This is a genomic window from Shewanella sp. LC6 (assembly GCF_006385735.2).
GTDB lineage: Bacteria > Pseudomonadota > Gammaproteobacteria > Enterobacterales > Shewanellaceae > Shewanella > Shewanella xiamenensis.
This window is the reverse complement of sequence record NZ_CP043902.1, coordinates 3101536-3118161: the sequence shown is the minus strand read 5'-3', so window position 1 is coordinate 3118161 and position 16626 is coordinate 3101536. Positions and strand designations below refer to the sequence as shown.

The following is a 16626-nucleotide window of genomic DNA, read 5'->3' as shown; positions in this document are numbered from 1 at the left end:
TATTGCACTTAAGTTGGTTAAATGCGTATTTTGTGTGAGTCAGTATCAAAAATAAGGAAGTTTCATATTGCGCAATCTTACTTCTCAAGTTTATGAGTGGCTGGAGCAAGGACATATTACTCGGGCGCAGGCAAATGAGTTGTTTCGCAGCGTATTGGTGTCGCCCAACTCTCTCAGTTGGCAGCGCTTATTATCCCTTTTGCTTCAGTGGGCGGGGGCGTTAAGCCTAGTGACGGGGATTATTTTCTTTTTTGCTTACAATTGGCAGTCCCTAGACAGAATAAGCAAATTTGCCCTGATTGAAGCCGCGCTATTGATTAGCCTTGTGTGCTTTGTTTGGCTGTATTACCGCAGCATGTTGAGGCAAGTTGATGCCCATCATCATCTTTTTGGTGCCACGCTTGCAAACATGGCACTGTTAGTGGTGAGTATGTTAATTGGTGGACTTTTAGCCTTGGTGGGCCAGACCTATCAAACGGGAGCGGATCCTTGGCAGCTATTTGCGTTGTGGGCATTAGCCATTATCCCCTTAGCTTGGGTGGCAGGTTTTGATGGCTTATGGTTGTTATTACTCGGGTTAGTTAATTTAAGCCTTGGACTCTTTGCTGATACTGCATCCTACCTTTTGGATGAACAGATTTGGTTATTTGTCTTTGCGGCTATTAATCTGACTATCTATTATGTTTTTGTTTTTATGGGAAAAAGCCAGAGCAATCGCTGGCATGCACCACTTATGCAGTATGCGAGTTCACTTGTGGCCATGGGCTGTTTTACCTTATTGCTCTGTTGGATGATTTTTGAACCCAGTGATTCTAAGCCACTACTTGTAGGTGTGTGGGCTGGTTACTTTATTCATTTGTTATTGGGATTCTGGTGGTTCAGGCACAGATTATTACAGATTTATCCGTTGGCTTTGGGCGGTTTTAGTTTGATTGCTGTGGGTGCTGCGCTATTAACCGAACTGTTGTTTAAGGATAGCGATCCTATAGGCGGCTTTTTATTGATTGGGCTTTATATTATTTTGGCAAGTACCGGCTTGAGTACTGTGTTAATACGATTACAACGGCAATTTAGCGCCGAAATGACGCCAATATCCCTCGTAGGAGAGGAGCTGAGTCATGAATAACCCCCTCACTGATTCGACTCAAGATCCTGGTGCTTTAGCGGCGCAAACGCTTTGGAATAGTTTGTATGCAAAGGGCGTAGTGAACGCACCAGAACTGCCCCAATCCCATGAAATACCTTGGTATATTGCGTTGATGCAAGCCTTTGCAGCTTGGATTGCCGCCTGGTTTTTATTGGGCTTTATGGCGTCACTTTTCGATAGTGTATGGGGGCGATTCGAAGGGGGAGCCGCTCTGTTTATCGGTTGTATCTATTTAGGCTTAGGACTCGCCTTGTATTGGGGCGGGCGCCAACAGCACTTTTTACAGCAATTTGCCTTTGCCTCATGTTTAAGCGGTACGCTTGCCCTTGCTTGGGGACTGTTTGATTTGCTCGGCGATACCTTTAATCTTGCTTGGTATCTGAGTATGGCTGCTTTGTTTCTGTTGCTTTGGGGCATGATAAAACACAAGGTTGCTCAATGGGTATTTGCATTCTGTTTATTAGCCTGTTTGACGGGGCTGTTGGCTGAGTGGCATTTACTCAACTTAACACCGACTTTGCTGGTGTCGTTACTGAGTGTGGTGCTATTAAATATCCATCGCACAGGATATCACTATCAGCGGGCGAGGATGTTGGTCTATGGTGCTGCTTCACTTTTGCTCTCCATTCAACTAATACATGTCTTCAGTATGGATAGGATCTTTGAGGCGTTATTTATATCCGGTTGGCAGTCGGGAATGGCAGTTAGTCATTTACTCGTAGTATTTACTCTTTGTGGTTTCCTACTCGTTAGTCTGTTTAACCAATGGCAAATCTCACTCACCGCCCCCAGTGGGTTGTTTGCGTTTTTAGGCCTAGTGCTGATTACTGCACTGTCTTTACCCATGCAGGGTTTATCGACAGCTGTGTGGCTCATCTTGTTGGGGCACTATGCAAATGAGTCTTGGTTGAAGGGAATGGGTATTGCTTCAGGGTTGGTTTTTGCTGGTGGTTATTATTATTCATTAGAGACAACGCTGATGCTTAAGTCGCTGTATTTGATGGGATTAGGATTGTTACTGCTTGCCGCGAGATTAGTGATGTGGCGTTACTTTCCTATCTCAGACGCACAAGCTGAGTTAGAGGAGCATGTGTAATGGGGACGGCTATGTTGTATTTAGCGAACAGCCACCGAAGAGTCCTATTATTGGTTGTTGTTACTGTGGTGGCCTTGCTGACGATGGTGAATTGGCGAATCGCCCAGTTTGAGCAGTTATTGCAAGATGGCAAAGTGGTGCGTTTTGCCTTAGCGCCAGTGGATCCTCGCTCGATTATGCAGGGGGATTATATGGCCTTGGAGTATGCCATTGCACAGGAGGTACGCGCCGCGTTGCCTGAGGGGATGACGCAGGGGCAACTGCTATTGACACTCGATTCGCAAAAGGTGGCGCACTTTGTCGGTATTTACCGTGACCAGCCCAAAGCCGCCGATCAACTCACGGTAGATTTTCGCCTGCGCAATCATAGGGTAAAGCTGGCCTCAAATAGTTTTTTCTTTGAAGAGGGCCAAGCTGACCACTTCAGCCAAGCCAAATACGGCGAGTTTAGAGTCAGCGAACGGGGAGAGTTGTTGTTGGTGACGCTGCTCGATGAGCAGCTGCAACCGCTATAACGGGAAACCGTAATGGATGTTAACAAGATGGTGAGTTAGGCTCGCCATCTTCGCTATTTTTCCTAGTACAATCCGCTAAATCGTCGCCTAAATATCCATCTTAAGTTGCAACTTAAGTGCAACTAATTTGTAACCTTGATTCCCTATAGTATCGTCAGTTTTCGAAGCTGAATGCTTCGTAAAATGGTCAATCATAAACTCAAATATCAATATAAAAGATACTTTTAGGGGTCATTATGTTTAATAACAAAACGCTGTTGGCGTTAGCCATCAGTAGCATCTGTGGCGTTGCTCATGCTGCCGATAATCTAATTATTTCTGAATATGTTGAAGGCAGCGGCAATAACAAAGCCATTGAGCTGTACAACCCAACCGCCAACAGCATCGACTTAAGCCAGTATCAATTGCGCTTCTATTTTAATGGCAGCACAAATGTGGGCACGACTATCGCCCTGAACGGCACCTTAGCGGCAGGGGCAACTTATGTTGTCGCTGATAACGACGCATCGGCCGATATTCTGGCGGTGACGAATCAACAAAGCAGCGCGAGTTTTTTCAATGGTGATGATGCCATTGTGCTGACCTATCAAGACCAAGTGATTGATAGCTTAGGCCAAGTGGGTGTCGATCCAGGCAGTGAATGGGGCAGTGGTGATTTATCGACCCAGGACAACACGCTACGCCGCAATCCCGATCAGTCAATCGCCGATCCTATTATTGATGATGCTGTCACCTTTAATACATGGTTAGGTTTTGCCAAAGACGATATCTCGGATTTGGGTAAGTTCAGTGCAGGCACACCTACCGATCCTGTTGAGCCGCCACCGAGTTCATTAGCCTGTGGTGAAGCCTCAACGCCTATCCATGCTCTGCAAGGTTCGACCAATGTCAGTCCGTTAAACGGACAAACCTTAGTGGTTGAAGCCATAGTGGTGAGTAATCAAGAAGCTGGCCTAAAGGGCATCTTCGTGCAAATGGCCGACAACGAAGCCGATAACGATCCACAAACCTCGGAAGGGGTGTTTGTTTATACCGGTAATGCGCCTACGGGTTACGTGGCGGGCGACCGTGTACGCTTAAAGGCTAAAGTCACTGAATATCAAGGCTTAACGGAACTGACTACCGTTGCCGATCATAAACTTTGTGCAGCAGGACAAACCTTACCGACAGCCGCCGTGGTGACCTTGCCTGTGAATTCGAGCGATGACTTTGAACCCTTTGAAGGCATGCGCGTACGCTTTAGCCAAGATTTGGTCGTGAACGAAGTCTACAATTTGGGCCGCTATGGTGAAATTTCACTCGGTAGCAGCCGTCACTTTATTGGGACACAAGTCGCTGCGCCAGGTGCCGATGCTTTAGCCGTCACGGCGGCCAATCTCAAAGACAGTATTTTACTCGACGATGGCTTAACGGCGCAGAACCCTGATCCGGTGATTTTCCCTGCGCCAGGTTTAAGCGCATCGAACACTGTGCGTGTGGGTGATAAAGCCACGAGCCTTACTGGTGTTATGCACTATGGCTTTAATCTTTATCGCATTATGCCGACTGAGCCCGTTAATTTTGTAGCGGAAAATCCTCGCCCACAATCACCAGTGCTTGCCGAAGGCGGCAACCTGAAAGTCGCCAGCTTTAACGTGCTGAACTACTTTAATGGCGATGGACAGGGCGGAGGTTTCCCCACTGCGCGTGGTGCCAATACCTTGAGTGAGTTTGAGCGTCAAAAAGCGAAGATTGTCAGCGCTATGGTGGGGATCAGTGCCGATGTGTTTGGTCTGATGGAAATCGAGAACGATGGCTTTGGCGCCAACTCGGCGATTGCCGATCTCGTGGCGGGCCTCAATGCCGCCGTGGGTGAAAATCGCTATGCTTATGTTATTCCAAAGGTCAATGGCAGCAGCTTAAGTGCGATAGGTACGGATGCGATTACCGTCGGTTTAATTTATCGCAGTGACAAAGTGAGCCCTCAGGGTGATGCGCGTATTTTATCAAGTGCTAACTCTCCCTTAGATGACGCCGTGCAGCCGCTGTTCGACGACAGCAAAAACCGCCCTATGTTGACTCAAGCTTTCGCGCTAAACGGCAGTGAGGAGAGTGTAGTCGTTGCGGTTAATCACTTGAAATCTAAAGGCAGTGAGTGTGCTGGCGATCCAGATATGAACGATGGTCAAGGCAACTGCAATATTACCCGTAGTCGCGCAGCAACGGCGGCAGGGCAGTGGATTGCCGCGCAGTATCCTGAGCAAGGTGTACTGCTGATTGGTGACTTAAACTCCTACGCCAAGGAAGACCCGCTGATGGCATTGGCTAACGCTGGCTTTAGTGAGTTGTTCGCCAAACTTGAAAAAGCTAATCCTTATTCCTATGTATTCTCGGGTGAATCGGGACAGTTAGACCATGCGCTCGCGAATGCTGCGTTAGTGGATAAAGTCCTAGATGTGACTGAGTGGCATATCAATACCGACGAGCCACGTGTGTTAGATTACAACGAAGAGTTTAAGACCCCTGCGCAGGTGCAAGACTTGTACGCTAGTGATGCTTATCGATCATCTGACCATGATCCTGTAGTGATTTCACTCTTGCTCGAAGCTGAAAAAGTCGCCCCTGAAGCCAGCTTCACTCAGGTTGTGAATGGTGCGAGTGTGCAATTGAGGTCAACCGCCATTGATAGCGACGGTCAAATCGTCTCTACTGAGTGGGACTTTGGCGATAATAGTCAAGGTATTGGAGAGGCGGTATCACACACTTATGCGCAAACTGGTGATTATCTAGTGACGTTAACCGTAACGGACAATGACGGCTTAAGCCATAGCAGCTCGCAAATAGTGTCTGTGGTGGTTGAAAATGTGAAGAAACCACCTGTTGCGCAAATTCAGCGCATCAATCTATGGCTGGTCGATATGTTTATTTCGACTAGCTATGACACCGATGGGGTTATTAAGCAGCATAAGTGGAAGTTTGATAATGGCACCCGCGCCAATGGTCCTGTAGTACTGCGTCTGGCGCGCCGCGGAGAGCATACTGTCGAATTAACCGTTAAAGACAATGATAAATTAACGGATACGACAACACTGACATACCGTTAAGCGTTAGCCTCTTTCTTTAAATATCAAAAGCCTGCTGTTGCAGGCTTTTTACTTTGATTCACTTACTTAATTCATTCATCACTTACTTAATTGACTATATTAACGGACTATAGCGTGCTTGAAATTCAAGCTAAGTTGCTGTAAGTACATCCTCGCTTAAGCTAAGATGACGCCACTTATGGATTTTTACTCACAGGGAGCACACTCATCGCAATGAATGCAGACACCTTGGCGTACCTCAATCAGTATCAATTAACCTCAGTGATGAACCTGACTAAATGGCGTAAGCTTGAGCAGGCACTCCATGAGGCACCAGAGTTTGTTCCCCATGTGCGTTATAAGCTGCTGGAAGATGTTGAGCCAAACCCTGGTTTTACGCCAGTATGGTGGGACGAGTTACTCGCAATTAGCGAGAGGATTGAGTGGCTTGAAATTGATCCGCTGAAAAGAGAGCACCGCGGCAGATTACTGCCGGAAAAGACCACGGATTTTACAGATTATATTGAGGCGCAACTGCATAAGTATCGGCTTCCCTACAGTAAAGAAGCTCAAGGGATCAGGATTTGGGGCTATCTACGCCCCGATGCAACCATGCCTGTATTTGTTATTGCGGCTGGTGGCGAGACGATAAAGAAAGCGTAAGCAAATTCAGACTGCGGATAAAAAGCGGGGCGCTAATTGATTAACGCCCCGTTAAGGATTACAGCACGATATAAAGCGGCCAGCCGAGTAGGCCGACGAGTCCTTCTTTATGCTCGAATCTTTCTAAACGCTCAGGTGAGGCGTCATTGAGCAGCAGCTCACGGTAGCTTTTTGCAAAATGCAGTGTTCGCAGCAATGCTGGCGCAAAGTTTTTCCCCAAATCTTTACCGATAGTCTCGGCCAGCTCCGCGGGGAGTTCCGCCAAGGCTTTTTGAGTTTGCTGCTCGATATACTCAAGGCTAAACCATTCGTCCTGCAAGCTGATTTTGGCAATGCGCTTTTTCAAATCTTGTCTGACTTTGGCATTATCAAACAACATCCGATACAACACTGCTTCGGCCAATACGCTCTCTAGATTTAAGAAATCCAAAGGATCGTAGCTGGTTTGGGCATAAAACTGCGCCATTAGCGCCGCAATTGATTGCTGACGTTGGTGCTCGACCAATGCATCCTGATAGGCCTCATATCCAAGCCACTCTTCGGCGTCAGGCGGCGTAGAGACTTGTTCCAGTAGGAATTTATCCACATCACCATAGAGTGATTTTCCATTGACCAGCTTATGTTTGCTCACCACGCTGAGCATGCTCCAGCCCTTTTGGAAGCATTTGACCACGCCGTCGCTGGTGAGCAATAAACGCACCGCTTGCTGTTGATCCTGATCAGACAGTTCCATTAATCCGAGACTAACGACACCAATCACATCGTGCGCCGCCTGTTCCAGTAAGTGCATCTTGTACTTGTTGTAGAACTTATCCGCCAATTTGAGGCTCATCAGAATGGCTTTAGATTTGATTTGTGCGAGCGGCTCACCGCTAAGGGTGTCGTCTGCTTGGCCTTTAGCCAACACCTTGCTCAGGTATGGGCCTTGGTCTAAATCACGCAGTACCAGTTGCATCTAGGGATCCTTAATCTAAAAAGCTAAACATATCATCCACTTCTGCGTATTCGTCCGTGACTTGGTTTTTCTCTTTTGCTTGGATAACCAGTTCATTGACGAACTTGTTAATGATCATTTCCCAGCCAGAGCTTTCGTTACGCAGCAGGTTTTTAATGGCTTTTTCTACATCGGGTGCCAGCTCATGGATTAACGCCATCAGACTACGTGGGTCATCGAGGCTTAAGCTATGGGCTTCTTCGCTGGCGACGCGGTTGTCATAGCCGACGGTATCAGTATCTTCTTCATCGTCATAATAATCGTTGAAGTGGTCTTCATCGTCGTGGCGTTCGCCCAGCATCATCTCGATAAAAGGGATAGACAGATAGAAGAGGCCGGCGGGATCTTCGGCAATGCACTCTAAAATAGCGGTTTGTTTTTCTTCGCTATCTTGAATACGAATTAAATAAGTTAAAAAATCAAAGGTATGCTGAATGAGTTCTTCGGCATTGTTTTTGATTTTTTCTTCCCAATACAAAGGTTGCTGACAGACGATGTCGCGAATTTGCTCAGGTGTCATCAGCTCCGACATAATTGACGGGCAGGAGATATCGTGGTGACTGTTGATTTGCGTCAGTGTCACAATATCCATTTTTTCAATAACTTCGACTAATTGCTCATCGTTCATTGTGGTGGCGATGAGTTCGAAACGTTTACTGGCCTGTTTTGGCTCGACATCGGCGAGCTCTTTAATCTCGGCAACGGTTATCTCAATGAGACTGGTGTTCATTAGCGGTCCTCATCATCGTACTGATCGTAATAGCCATCTTCCTCTTCGCCGTCATCATCATCGTCATCGGAATAGTCGGCGTAATCACTGTCTTCGTCTTCAAAATCATCGTCAGCACTGCGTTTAGGGGCTGGCGTACTTTTGCCTTGGTTTTCCAATAAGTACAGTACGGCGCAGCTTTCAATCAGTAAATCCTCTGAGTAAGCGCGCACTGCTAGCACTAATGGCAAATCGGCATTGTTAAAGCCGATTGTGACCTTAAACTCATCCCACTCAGGTTGCGTTGCCGTATTGATCCAATGGGCCCATTTGAGCTTGGCATCACTTGGAAATTTGACTCGGCCATACAGTGCAACCGGCAAATACTCGGGTACCGACTCGAGCATTTTAGGATCGGCTTGTAATACTTTTTTGATTTGACTGGTAAATTGTTCCAGTGCCTTGGGGGTATCCGGGTCATCATAGGACTCGATATTGTCGTAGGCATTGGTCTTAAGCTCATTAATGCGTGAGATATTCAGTTTTTTGGCCATGGGCTTGTCTCGAAATAAAGCGCGGAAATAATTTATTCGGCGTAGAAAGTGCGGATTTAACCGCTCGTTAATTCGGCGCTAAAAATAAAATATTAAGGGTAGAACTGATCCCATAATTCACGCATTGCGCCATTGGGGTCGGTCACTATCACATTGTTGAAATCTCGGATAAACGCATTTCTAAGCTTCGGATCGGACAAGACTTCATACGCTTTTTTGACGCGTTCAAGTTGCTGTGACGCTTGCTCTTTTTCGTCATCAGAGGCACCTAACAACTTATCAGGATGATACTTGTTTGAGAGCCGACGATAGGCTTTTTTAATGTCGTCTTCTTTGGCGCTAGGTTTGATACCAAGCACACTAAAGTGGTTAATCATATTTGTACCTGCAGGCGATGGATTGGTATCGCAAGATAAAGCTTGAGTGCTGATTATCTGCCAATTTGTGGAATTATGATTAGTCAGCGACGGATCATAGCAGAAATGCGTGTTGGGCGGCAAACGACTATGGCTGCATTTAGAGGGAAAAGTGAATACTAAACTGGGGTTTGTGAAGATCTGCAACTGCAAAGACAAACGGTAATAGGTGGCTAAGGCGCAGTAGGTACAAGTATCAGCTAACACAGCGATATTTTCTGCGAGTTAACGGCTCTGTTTTTGTAAGTCATTTCAGTATGTAACGAAAGAAACTCGATAAACGATTCAAGTAAATCAAGCCAAACTCAGTACGATAAATATCGGACACAAAAAAACCAGCTGATGCTGGTCTGGTCGTTATCATTGTTAAATTGGTTGCGGGAGCTGGATTTGAACCAACGACCTTCGCCTGTTGTTTATAAAGGGCTGAGCCCGACAAGCTAGCATGGTGAAACTCAGTACGATAAATTTCGGACACAAAAAAACCAGCTGATGCTGGTCTGGTCGTTATCATTGTTAAATTGGTTGCGGGAGCTGGATTTGAACCAACGACCTTCGGGTTATGAGCCCGACGAGCTACCATGCTGCTCCATCCCGCGTCCGATTAACGCTGTTGATCACTGTTTTAATTCTGTCATCTTAGAATTGGTTGCGGGAGCCGGATTTGAACCGACGACCTTCGGGTTATGAGCCCGACGAGCTACCATGCTGCTCCATCCCGCGTCCGAGTAACGCTGCTGATAAATGTTTTAATTCTGTCATCTTAGAATTGGTTGCGGGAGCCGGATTTGAACCGACGACCTTTGCCGTTGTTTATAAAGAGTTGAGCCCGACGAGCTGTTTCTTTTTATAAACGTATACATCTAAATTGGTTGCGGGAGCCGGATTTGAACCGACGACCTTCGGGTTATGAGCCCGACGAGCTACCATGCTGCTCCATCCCGCGTCCGATATCTATCTGTATTACTTATATTTGCTTTAAATGGTTGCGGGAGCTGGATTTGAACCAACGACCTTCGGGTTATGAGCCCGACGAGCTACCATGCTGCTCCATCCCGCGTCCGTCTTCAAAGCGGGGCAGACTATAACGGCAGCGCTGTGGCATTGCAAGGAGGAATTCTAAAAAAGCGGACGAATGCTTAAATATAAAGCGTAGTGCGGGGAATTTACCCAGTATTGACCGTGATATCGGATTTTAATGGGTTAAATGTGGATTAACTACCTGACTAAATCGAGTTTTGGCTAATAACTGTTTATCTTTTATGTGGCTTCGCAGGTATAATGTCGGTTTGATTTTGACTGCGTATTGATTATCCCATGCTTAATTTTTTTGCTGCCGCCCCTAAGGGCTTTGAATATAGCTTAGCCCAAGAACTGACAGAATTTGGTGCGACCGAGATTAAAGAAAGTGTAGCCGGTGTCTATTTTACCGCGCCTCTGGCTTTAGCCTATCGCATTACCCTGTGGACGCGTTTAGCCAGCCGTATTGTACTGGTAATCTATAAGGGACCCTGTGAGTCGGCGGAGCAGTTATATAATGCAGCCTACTGTATTGATTGGTCAGCACATTTCTCTAATCGCAACACCTTTAGTATCGATTTCCATGGCACGGGTGGTTTTATTAACAATACCCAGTTTGGCGCGCTAAAGATTAAAGATGCGATTGTTGACCGTTTCCGTGATGACGGTGATGCCCGTCCAAACGTCGCCCGTATCGATGCCGACATTAAAGTTGATGCCCATTTTCGCAATGGGGTCATTACCATTGCGATGAATTTTTCTGGCCCATCACTGCACCAACGTGGTTACCGTTCAACCACGGGTGAAGCGCCTTTAAAAGAAAATCTCGCGGCGAATATGCTAGTTCGCAGTGGCTGGAAAGCCGCGCCGACTACTTTACTCGATCCCTTCTGTGGTAGCGGTACAGTGTTGATTGAAGCGGCTTTGATGGCCGCCGATATTGCTCCGGGTTTACAACGCAGCCGTTTTGGTTTCGAACATTGGCGTCGTCACGATAAGGCCACTTGGCACGAAATTGTCGAAGAAGCTAAAGCGCGTGCATCGTTAGGAGTAAAGCGCTGCGAAGTGAAGTTCTATGGCTCGGATATCGACTCACGCTTAGTGGCGTTAGCAAAACGCAACGCGCAAAATGCAGGCGTACTTGAATTAATTGAGTTTAAAGTGGCAAATGCCCTTAATATTGAGCCGCCAGCGGCTGAAGGTTACCTCATCACCAACCCTCCTTACGGTGAGCGTTTAGGCAGTGTGTCTGAGCTGTTGCAGCTGTACTATCAATTAGGCGATAAATTCAAAAAAGAATTTGGTGGCTGGAAAGTGGCCATGCTGTGTAGCGATATCGAGCTTATCTCGGCATTGAAACTCAAAGCCGATAAACAGATGAAAATGTTTAACGGTGCGTTAGAGTGCGCTTTTAACTTATACACGCTTCACGCACAGAGTACTCGCCGCGATACGCCAGTGTTGCCAGAGGGTGTCGATATTGCCGATATCGCGCCTGCTTTTGCTAACCGTATAAAGAAAAACGCTAAGCAATTTGAGAAGTGGGCCCAAAAAGAGGGGATTGATAGTTATCGCCTCTATGATGCTGACATTCCTGAATATAACGTCGCAGTCGATAAGTATCTTGATTATGTTGTGGTACAAGAATACATGGCACCAGCCAGTATTCCTGAGGCCGTCACTAAACGTCGTTTAAGTGATGTGCTGCTGGCTTTGCCTGCGGCCATTGGCGTTAATCCACACAAAATCATTATGAAGACCCGCGAGCGTCAAAAGGGCACTAACCAATATCAAAAGTTGGATGAACGTAAGTTAGAGCTTATCACCACTGAATATGGCGCTAAATTTAAGCTAAACCTGACGGGTTATTTAGATACTGGGCTGTTCCTCGATCATCGATTAACTCGCCGTTTAGTAGGGCAAAAATCTAAGGGTCGCCGGGTTCTGAATTTGTTCTCTTACACAGGTTCTGCCTCAGTGCATGCTGCATTAGGCGGCGCAAAGTCGGTCACGACGGTTGATATGTCAAACACATACCTTGCTTGGGCGAAAGAGAACTTTGCCCTTAATAATTTGTCTGGCAAGCAATATGAATTTGTTCAGGCTGACTGTTTGCAGTGGATCCGCGATTGTAACGAACAATACGATTTAATTTTTATCGATCCGCCCACCTTCTCCAACTCCAAGCGCATGGAAGATTCTTTCGATGTGCAACGTGATCATGTGAATTTACTCGGTATGCTAATCAAGCTGTTAAGTCCAAACGGTGAATTGGTGTTCTCCAACAATAAGCGCAAGTTTAAGATGGACACTGAAACTTTAACCAAAATGAAAATTAAGGTGCAAAACATCGACGACATGACGTTACCGCTGGATTACAAACGTAATCCTCATATCCATAACACCTGGTTAATTACCCATGCAGATAAATAATGCATTGCAGGCAAGCTATGTGTTGTATCACACCGAAGGTTGCCATTTATGCGAACTGGCGGCGGCATTATTAAATGCCGCCGAGGTGCCCTTTACGGCCATCGATATTTGCGATGATGAAACCCTAGCAGAGCGTTATGGCGTGTCGATTCCTGTGGTTAAAGCCCTGGACGAGCGTTATTTAAGTTGGCCATTTGATGCCACGCAATTACAAGAATTTTTAGGAGCTTAGTTTGAGTCTGGTTCGTATCAATAATGGCTCGTTAGCCTATGGTTACACCCCGCTATTACAACATGCTGATTTTACTATTGAGCGCGGCGAGCGGGTCTGTATTGTTGGCCGTAACGGTGCAGGCAAGTCGAGTCTATTAAAGATTTTATCCGGCGATGTGCTGCTCGATGAAGGTGAATTTAACATCGATGGTAGCGTCACGGTCAGTCGGTTACAGCAAGATCCACCTAAAGCTGAGCAGGGTACGGTTTACGCTTACATTGCTGCAGGTTTAAAAGAAGTCGGTGAAGCTCTAGAGCAATACCATCAATTATCCCACGATGTCGCTTTTGCTGAGCCTGAGCAAATGGAGCGCATGCTCAATCAAATGCAGAAGTTGCAGGAGACGTTAGACCACCATAATGGTTGGCAACTTGACTCGCGGATCAATCAAAATTGTGAGCTTTTGGGGTTAGATCCCGATAAATCTTTAAGTGAATTATCTGGGGGTTGGCAACGTAAAGTGGCACTTGCTCGTGCGTTAGTCAGCGCGCCAGATTTATTGCTACTCGATGAGCCAACCAACCACCTCGATATTGATACTATTGAGTGGCTAGAAAAATTCCTACTGGATTTCCAAGGCGCCATCGTGTTTATCAGCCACGACAGGGGCTTTATTGCTCGCATGGCCACGCGGATTGTGGATTTAGATCGCGGTGTTGTGACTTCATGGCCCGGTAATTATCAAGCCTATCTTGATGGTAAACAAGAATGGCTGCGGGTCGAGGCTGAGAAAAACGCATTATTTGATAAGCGCTTAGCCGAAGAAGAAGTCTGGATCCGCCAAGGTGTTAAGGCGCGTCGCACCCGTAACGAAGGCCGTGTGCGTGCGTTAAAAGCCTTGCGTCAAGAACGCAGTGAGCGCTTGAATCGTCAAGGTAATGCCAAAATGGCGGTGGCCGATACTGAGCGTTCTGGTAAATTGGTCTTTGATGTTAAGGACTTAAACTATAATTTACCTGATAAAAATCTGGTCAAAAACTTCAATACCACAGTGATGCGTGGTGATCGTATTGCGCTTATCGGCCCCAACGGCTGTGGTAAATCGACCTTAATTAAATTATTGATTGAGAAGTTACAACCTCAATCGGGTGAAGTGAAAGTCGGTACTAAGCTCGAAATCGCCTACTTTGACCAATACCGTGAAGCACTGGATCCTGAGCAAACTGTTGAAGATAACGTGGGTGAGGGTAAAAAGACCATCACTATCAATGGTCAAGATCGCCATATTTTAAGTTATTTGCAGGATTTCTTGTTCTCACCAATGCGTGCCAGAACGCCAGTAAAGGCGCTATCAGGCGGAGAGAAAAACCGTTTATTACTGGCGAAGTTACTCATTCGTCCCGCAAACCTTATCATTCTGGACGAACCAACAAACGATCTTGATATTGAGACCCTAGAATTGCTAGAGTCGCTGCTGACTGAATATGAAGGCACGTTGTTGCTGGTCAGCCATGACCGGGCGTTTATCGATAATACCGTGACCAGCAGTTGGTGGTATGCCGGTAATGGTCACTGGACTGAGTATGTTGGCGGTTACCAGGATGCTATCGATCAAGGTGCAAAGTTTTATTCTGAGGAACCTAGTCAAGCAAACACGGTCGAAGCTCCTGCGACGGCAAAAAACGCTGAGGTTAAAGTGGCTGAGCCTGCCAAAGCCGCAAAAAAACTGTCTTATAAATTACAGCGTGAGTTAGAGGCAATGCCTGAGTTGATGGAGAAATTAGAGGCCGAAATCCTCGATTTACAAACCACAGTGGCAAGCCCAGATTTTTATAGTCAGACGCAGGATAAAATCAATCAGGTATTGAGCTTGTTAGCGGATAAAGAAAAGCAATTGGAAGTTTGCTTCGAGCGATGGGAAGAGCTTGAGTCACAGAAGTAAACCAATAATAAAAATGGGAATTGAATTAATGAAGTTAAAGTTGGATAAAGCCCTGTCCTTGGTTGCCTTAGGTGTCCTTGGCGTATTGCACAGTGCCCATGCTGCACCAGTCTATGAAATTGTTAACATTGATAATTATGATCTACCACTTGCAGACACCCTCCAAGGTACGCGTAATGGCTACGCTTTAGGTGTCAATGGCAACGATGAACTGGTCGGTATCGCCAAAGGCAAGAAAAAACTCAGTACATCTGATGTTGAAGGTGGTGTGATTGATGTTGAAGATGGTATTGCCTCAGAGGAAACTATCACCTATTCAATTACAGCGGCCATTATTGCGAATAACTTTGCCTTTATCGCTGCGCAAAATGGTGCCACTGGTGCGTGGAAGCCAACCTTTGACAGCATCAATGGTACCACGCCACCAAGTGATTCTTCGGTTGTGAATTCAGTTGATACTTTTTACTACGGCATCAATGATGCGGGTGTGAAAGTCGGCAGCATGACTGCCCCTGAAAAGAAGACAGAAAATACTGCAACCACAGATAATGCAACCGACTATTGGTATTATCGCGATTATGAGTACCGTGGTGTTGCCAAAGTGGGTGACACCGAGATCCCATTACCACCTCCTTATACTCAATATGTTAAGGATGATAAGACTGTAGAGCTCGGTGGTTGGTCTGCGGCAACGGCAGTTAACAATAATAACTTAGTGGTGGGTTATGCTAGCACTAATATCAGCAAGTATGGTGGTGATCGGGTTGCTTACTGTTTAGGTACCGATAACACTTTGCCATTAGATGTGTGTATTCAGCGTGAGCAATATCCTAATGCTCAAGGCACGCGTAACATCCAGTACCAAACCCGTGCTTATGTTTGGCAATTAGATAATGGCATTGCTACTGGCACTGAGTTACCGCTAGGATTAACTCCCGCCAGTGACAATACATTGACATTTACTGCACAGGCATTAGGTGTGAATAACGACGGTGTGGTGGCTGGTCGCTCACATGTTTACCGTAAAGGTAATACCGATAGATTACGTCAAGATGCGGCCTATTGGACCAAAGATGCAGAGGGTAAATATCAATACCATTGGATCCCAATGGGAGACTCAATTTTGAGCTCTATTGCCTACGATGTAAACGACAATGGAATTGTTGTGGGGAGCTATCGTAGTTATATCCAAGGCTACGAACGCGATAAATTCTTCTATTTTGATATTAATACCCCAGATGTGCCTTATGTGACGCCTAATGATTTTGCTGCGACAACCACAGATCTATCTAGCAAAGCGAAGGATATCAATAACAAAGGTCAAGTCGTTGGTTATATTGAAACCACCTATGATAAAGAAAAGCCACGCCCTAAGGCTGGCTTCCTGTATGAGAAATCAACGGGTGAATTCAATAACCTCAATAATTTGCTGACCTGTGAATCTAAAGGTTTTGAAAAGGGGGCTGATGGTAATTGGGCTCGCCACAAGGTTGAAGTTAAGGATGGAACAGGCAAGGTATTAAGCTATAACAGTGATATTCTCATTGTCGAAGCTGCCAGTGTAAATGAAGAGGGTACTATTGTTGGTACTGCATTCATTCGCAAGCCTTCATACCAACTCGATAAAGATGGCAACATTATCGTTGGTGAAAATGGCCTACCTCTGTTTGAACTCAGCGGTAATGGTGACCCTGTGACAGCTTATATTCCACGTATGGTTGTGCTTAAACCTACCACTAACGGTGAAGCATGTACCGTGGATGAAAGCACTGATACGGGGAATTATGAACGTAAAGGCGCAGCATCTTTCGCGTGGTTATTAGCCTTACCCTTAGTTTGGTTACGTCGTCGGGTTCGCTAG

At 46.2% G+C, this 16626-nt stretch carries 13 protein-coding genes and 4 tRNA genes; 9 read left to right on the top strand and 8 right to left on the bottom strand.

Annotation, left to right across the window (positions count from 1 at the left end):
• Window positions 1–67: 67 nt before the first annotated feature.
• The 5 genes from FJD32_RS14060 to FJD32_RS14040 all read left to right on the top strand — a co-directional run bounded on the left by FJD32_RS14060 (window position 68) and on the right by FJD32_RS14040 (window position 6483).
• Window positions 68–1126 (top strand): DUF2157 domain-containing protein, encoded by a 1059-nt coding sequence (locus tag FJD32_RS14060; RefSeq protein WP_140906454.1) that lies wholly within the window; start codon window positions 68–70, stop codon window positions 1124–1126.
• On the top strand, window positions 1119–2243 hold the full coding sequence (locus tag FJD32_RS14055; RefSeq protein WP_140906453.1) for a DUF4401 domain-containing protein: 1125 nt from the start codon (window positions 1119–1121) through the stop codon (window positions 2241–2243). Before FJD32_RS14060 ends, FJD32_RS14055 begins: the two co-directional genes overlap by 8 nt.
• Entirely contained in the window at window positions 2243–2758 is a 516-nt protein-coding gene (locus FJD32_RS14050; protein ID WP_037417311.1) for a GDYXXLXY domain-containing protein, read from the top strand. The genes FJD32_RS14055 and FJD32_RS14050 overlap by 1 nt, the downstream gene beginning before the upstream one ends.
• A gap of 236 nt (window positions 2759–2994) precedes the next feature.
• A complete protein-coding gene (locus tag FJD32_RS14045; protein WP_140906452.1) occupies window positions 2995–5841 on the top strand; it encodes an ExeM/NucH family extracellular endonuclease in 2847 nt (948 codons plus the stop codon).
• Between the two features lie 213 nt (window positions 5842–6054).
• Window positions 6055–6483 (top strand): DUF6678 family protein, encoded by a 429-nt coding sequence (locus FJD32_RS14040; RefSeq protein WP_140906451.1) that lies wholly within the window; start codon window positions 6055–6057, stop codon window positions 6481–6483.
• A 58-nt stretch (window positions 6484–6541) separates the two neighbouring features.
• Here the strand turns inward: FJD32_RS14040 and FJD32_RS14035 are convergent, their stop codons facing one another.
• The 8 genes from FJD32_RS14035 to FJD32_RS14000 all read right to left on the bottom strand — a co-directional run bounded on the left by FJD32_RS14035 (window position 6542) and on the right by FJD32_RS14000 (window position 10216).
• Window positions 6542–7438 (bottom strand): hypothetical protein, encoded by an 897-nt coding sequence (locus FJD32_RS14035; RefSeq protein ID WP_140906450.1) that lies wholly within the window; start codon window positions 7436–7438, stop codon window positions 6542–6544.
• Window positions 7439–7448: 10 nt separating this feature from the next.
• Window positions 7449–8207, bottom strand: a complete 759-nt coding sequence (locus FJD32_RS14030; RefSeq protein WP_037417354.1) for a hypothetical protein — start codon at window positions 8205–8207, stop codon at window positions 7449–7451.
• Window positions 8207–8740, bottom strand: coding sequence for a hypothetical protein (locus tag FJD32_RS14025; protein WP_037430976.1), 534 nt, complete (start codon window positions 8738–8740; stop codon window positions 8207–8209). The genes FJD32_RS14030 and FJD32_RS14025 overlap by 1 nt, the downstream gene beginning before the upstream one ends.
• Before the next feature lie 92 nt (window positions 8741–8832).
• Window positions 8833–9117, bottom strand: a complete 285-nt coding sequence (locus tag FJD32_RS14020) for a J domain-containing protein (protein WP_037417359.1) — start codon at window positions 9115–9117, stop codon at window positions 8833–8835.
• Between the two features lie 561 nt (window positions 9118–9678).
• A tRNA-Met gene (locus FJD32_RS14015) sits at window positions 9679–9755 on the bottom strand.
• A gap of 47 nt (window positions 9756–9802) precedes the next feature.
• Window positions 9803–9879, bottom strand: a tRNA-Met gene (locus FJD32_RS14010).
• Window positions 9880–10025: 146 nt separating this feature from the next.
• Window positions 10026–10102 (bottom strand) — tRNA-Met (locus tag FJD32_RS14005).
• Window positions 10103–10139: 37 nt separating this feature from the next.
• A tRNA-Met gene (locus tag FJD32_RS14000) sits at window positions 10140–10216 on the bottom strand.
• A gap of 257 nt (window positions 10217–10473) precedes the next feature.
• Between FJD32_RS14000 and rlmKL the strand changes: the two genes are divergently transcribed.
• Genes rlmKL through FJD32_RS13980 form a run of 4 tightly spaced genes read left to right on the top strand, consistent with a single transcriptional unit; the run spans window position 10474 to window position 16626 of the window.
• Window positions 10474–12609 carry a bifunctional 23S rRNA (guanine(2069)-N(7))-methyltransferase RlmK/23S rRNA (guanine(2445)-N(2))-methyltransferase RlmL gene (gene rlmKL / locus FJD32_RS13995; protein ID WP_140906449.1) on the top strand — a complete coding sequence of 712 codons (2136 nt, stop codon included), beginning with the start codon at window positions 10474–10476 and terminating at the stop codon, window positions 12607–12609.
• Entirely contained in the window at window positions 12596–12841 is a 246-nt protein-coding gene (locus FJD32_RS13990; protein ID WP_037417366.1) for a glutaredoxin family protein, read from the top strand. The genes rlmKL and FJD32_RS13990 overlap by 14 nt, the downstream gene beginning before the upstream one ends.
• 1 nt (window position 12842) lies before the next feature.
• A complete protein-coding gene (locus FJD32_RS13985; protein WP_069454744.1) occupies window positions 12843–14765 on the top strand; it encodes an ABC transporter ATP-binding protein in 1923 nt (640 codons plus the stop codon).
• Window positions 14766–14793: 28 nt separating this feature from the next.
• Window positions 14794–16626 carry a DUF3466 family protein gene (locus FJD32_RS13980; protein WP_140906448.1) on the top strand — a complete coding sequence of 611 codons (1833 nt, stop codon included), beginning with the start codon at window positions 14794–14796 and terminating at the stop codon, window positions 16624–16626.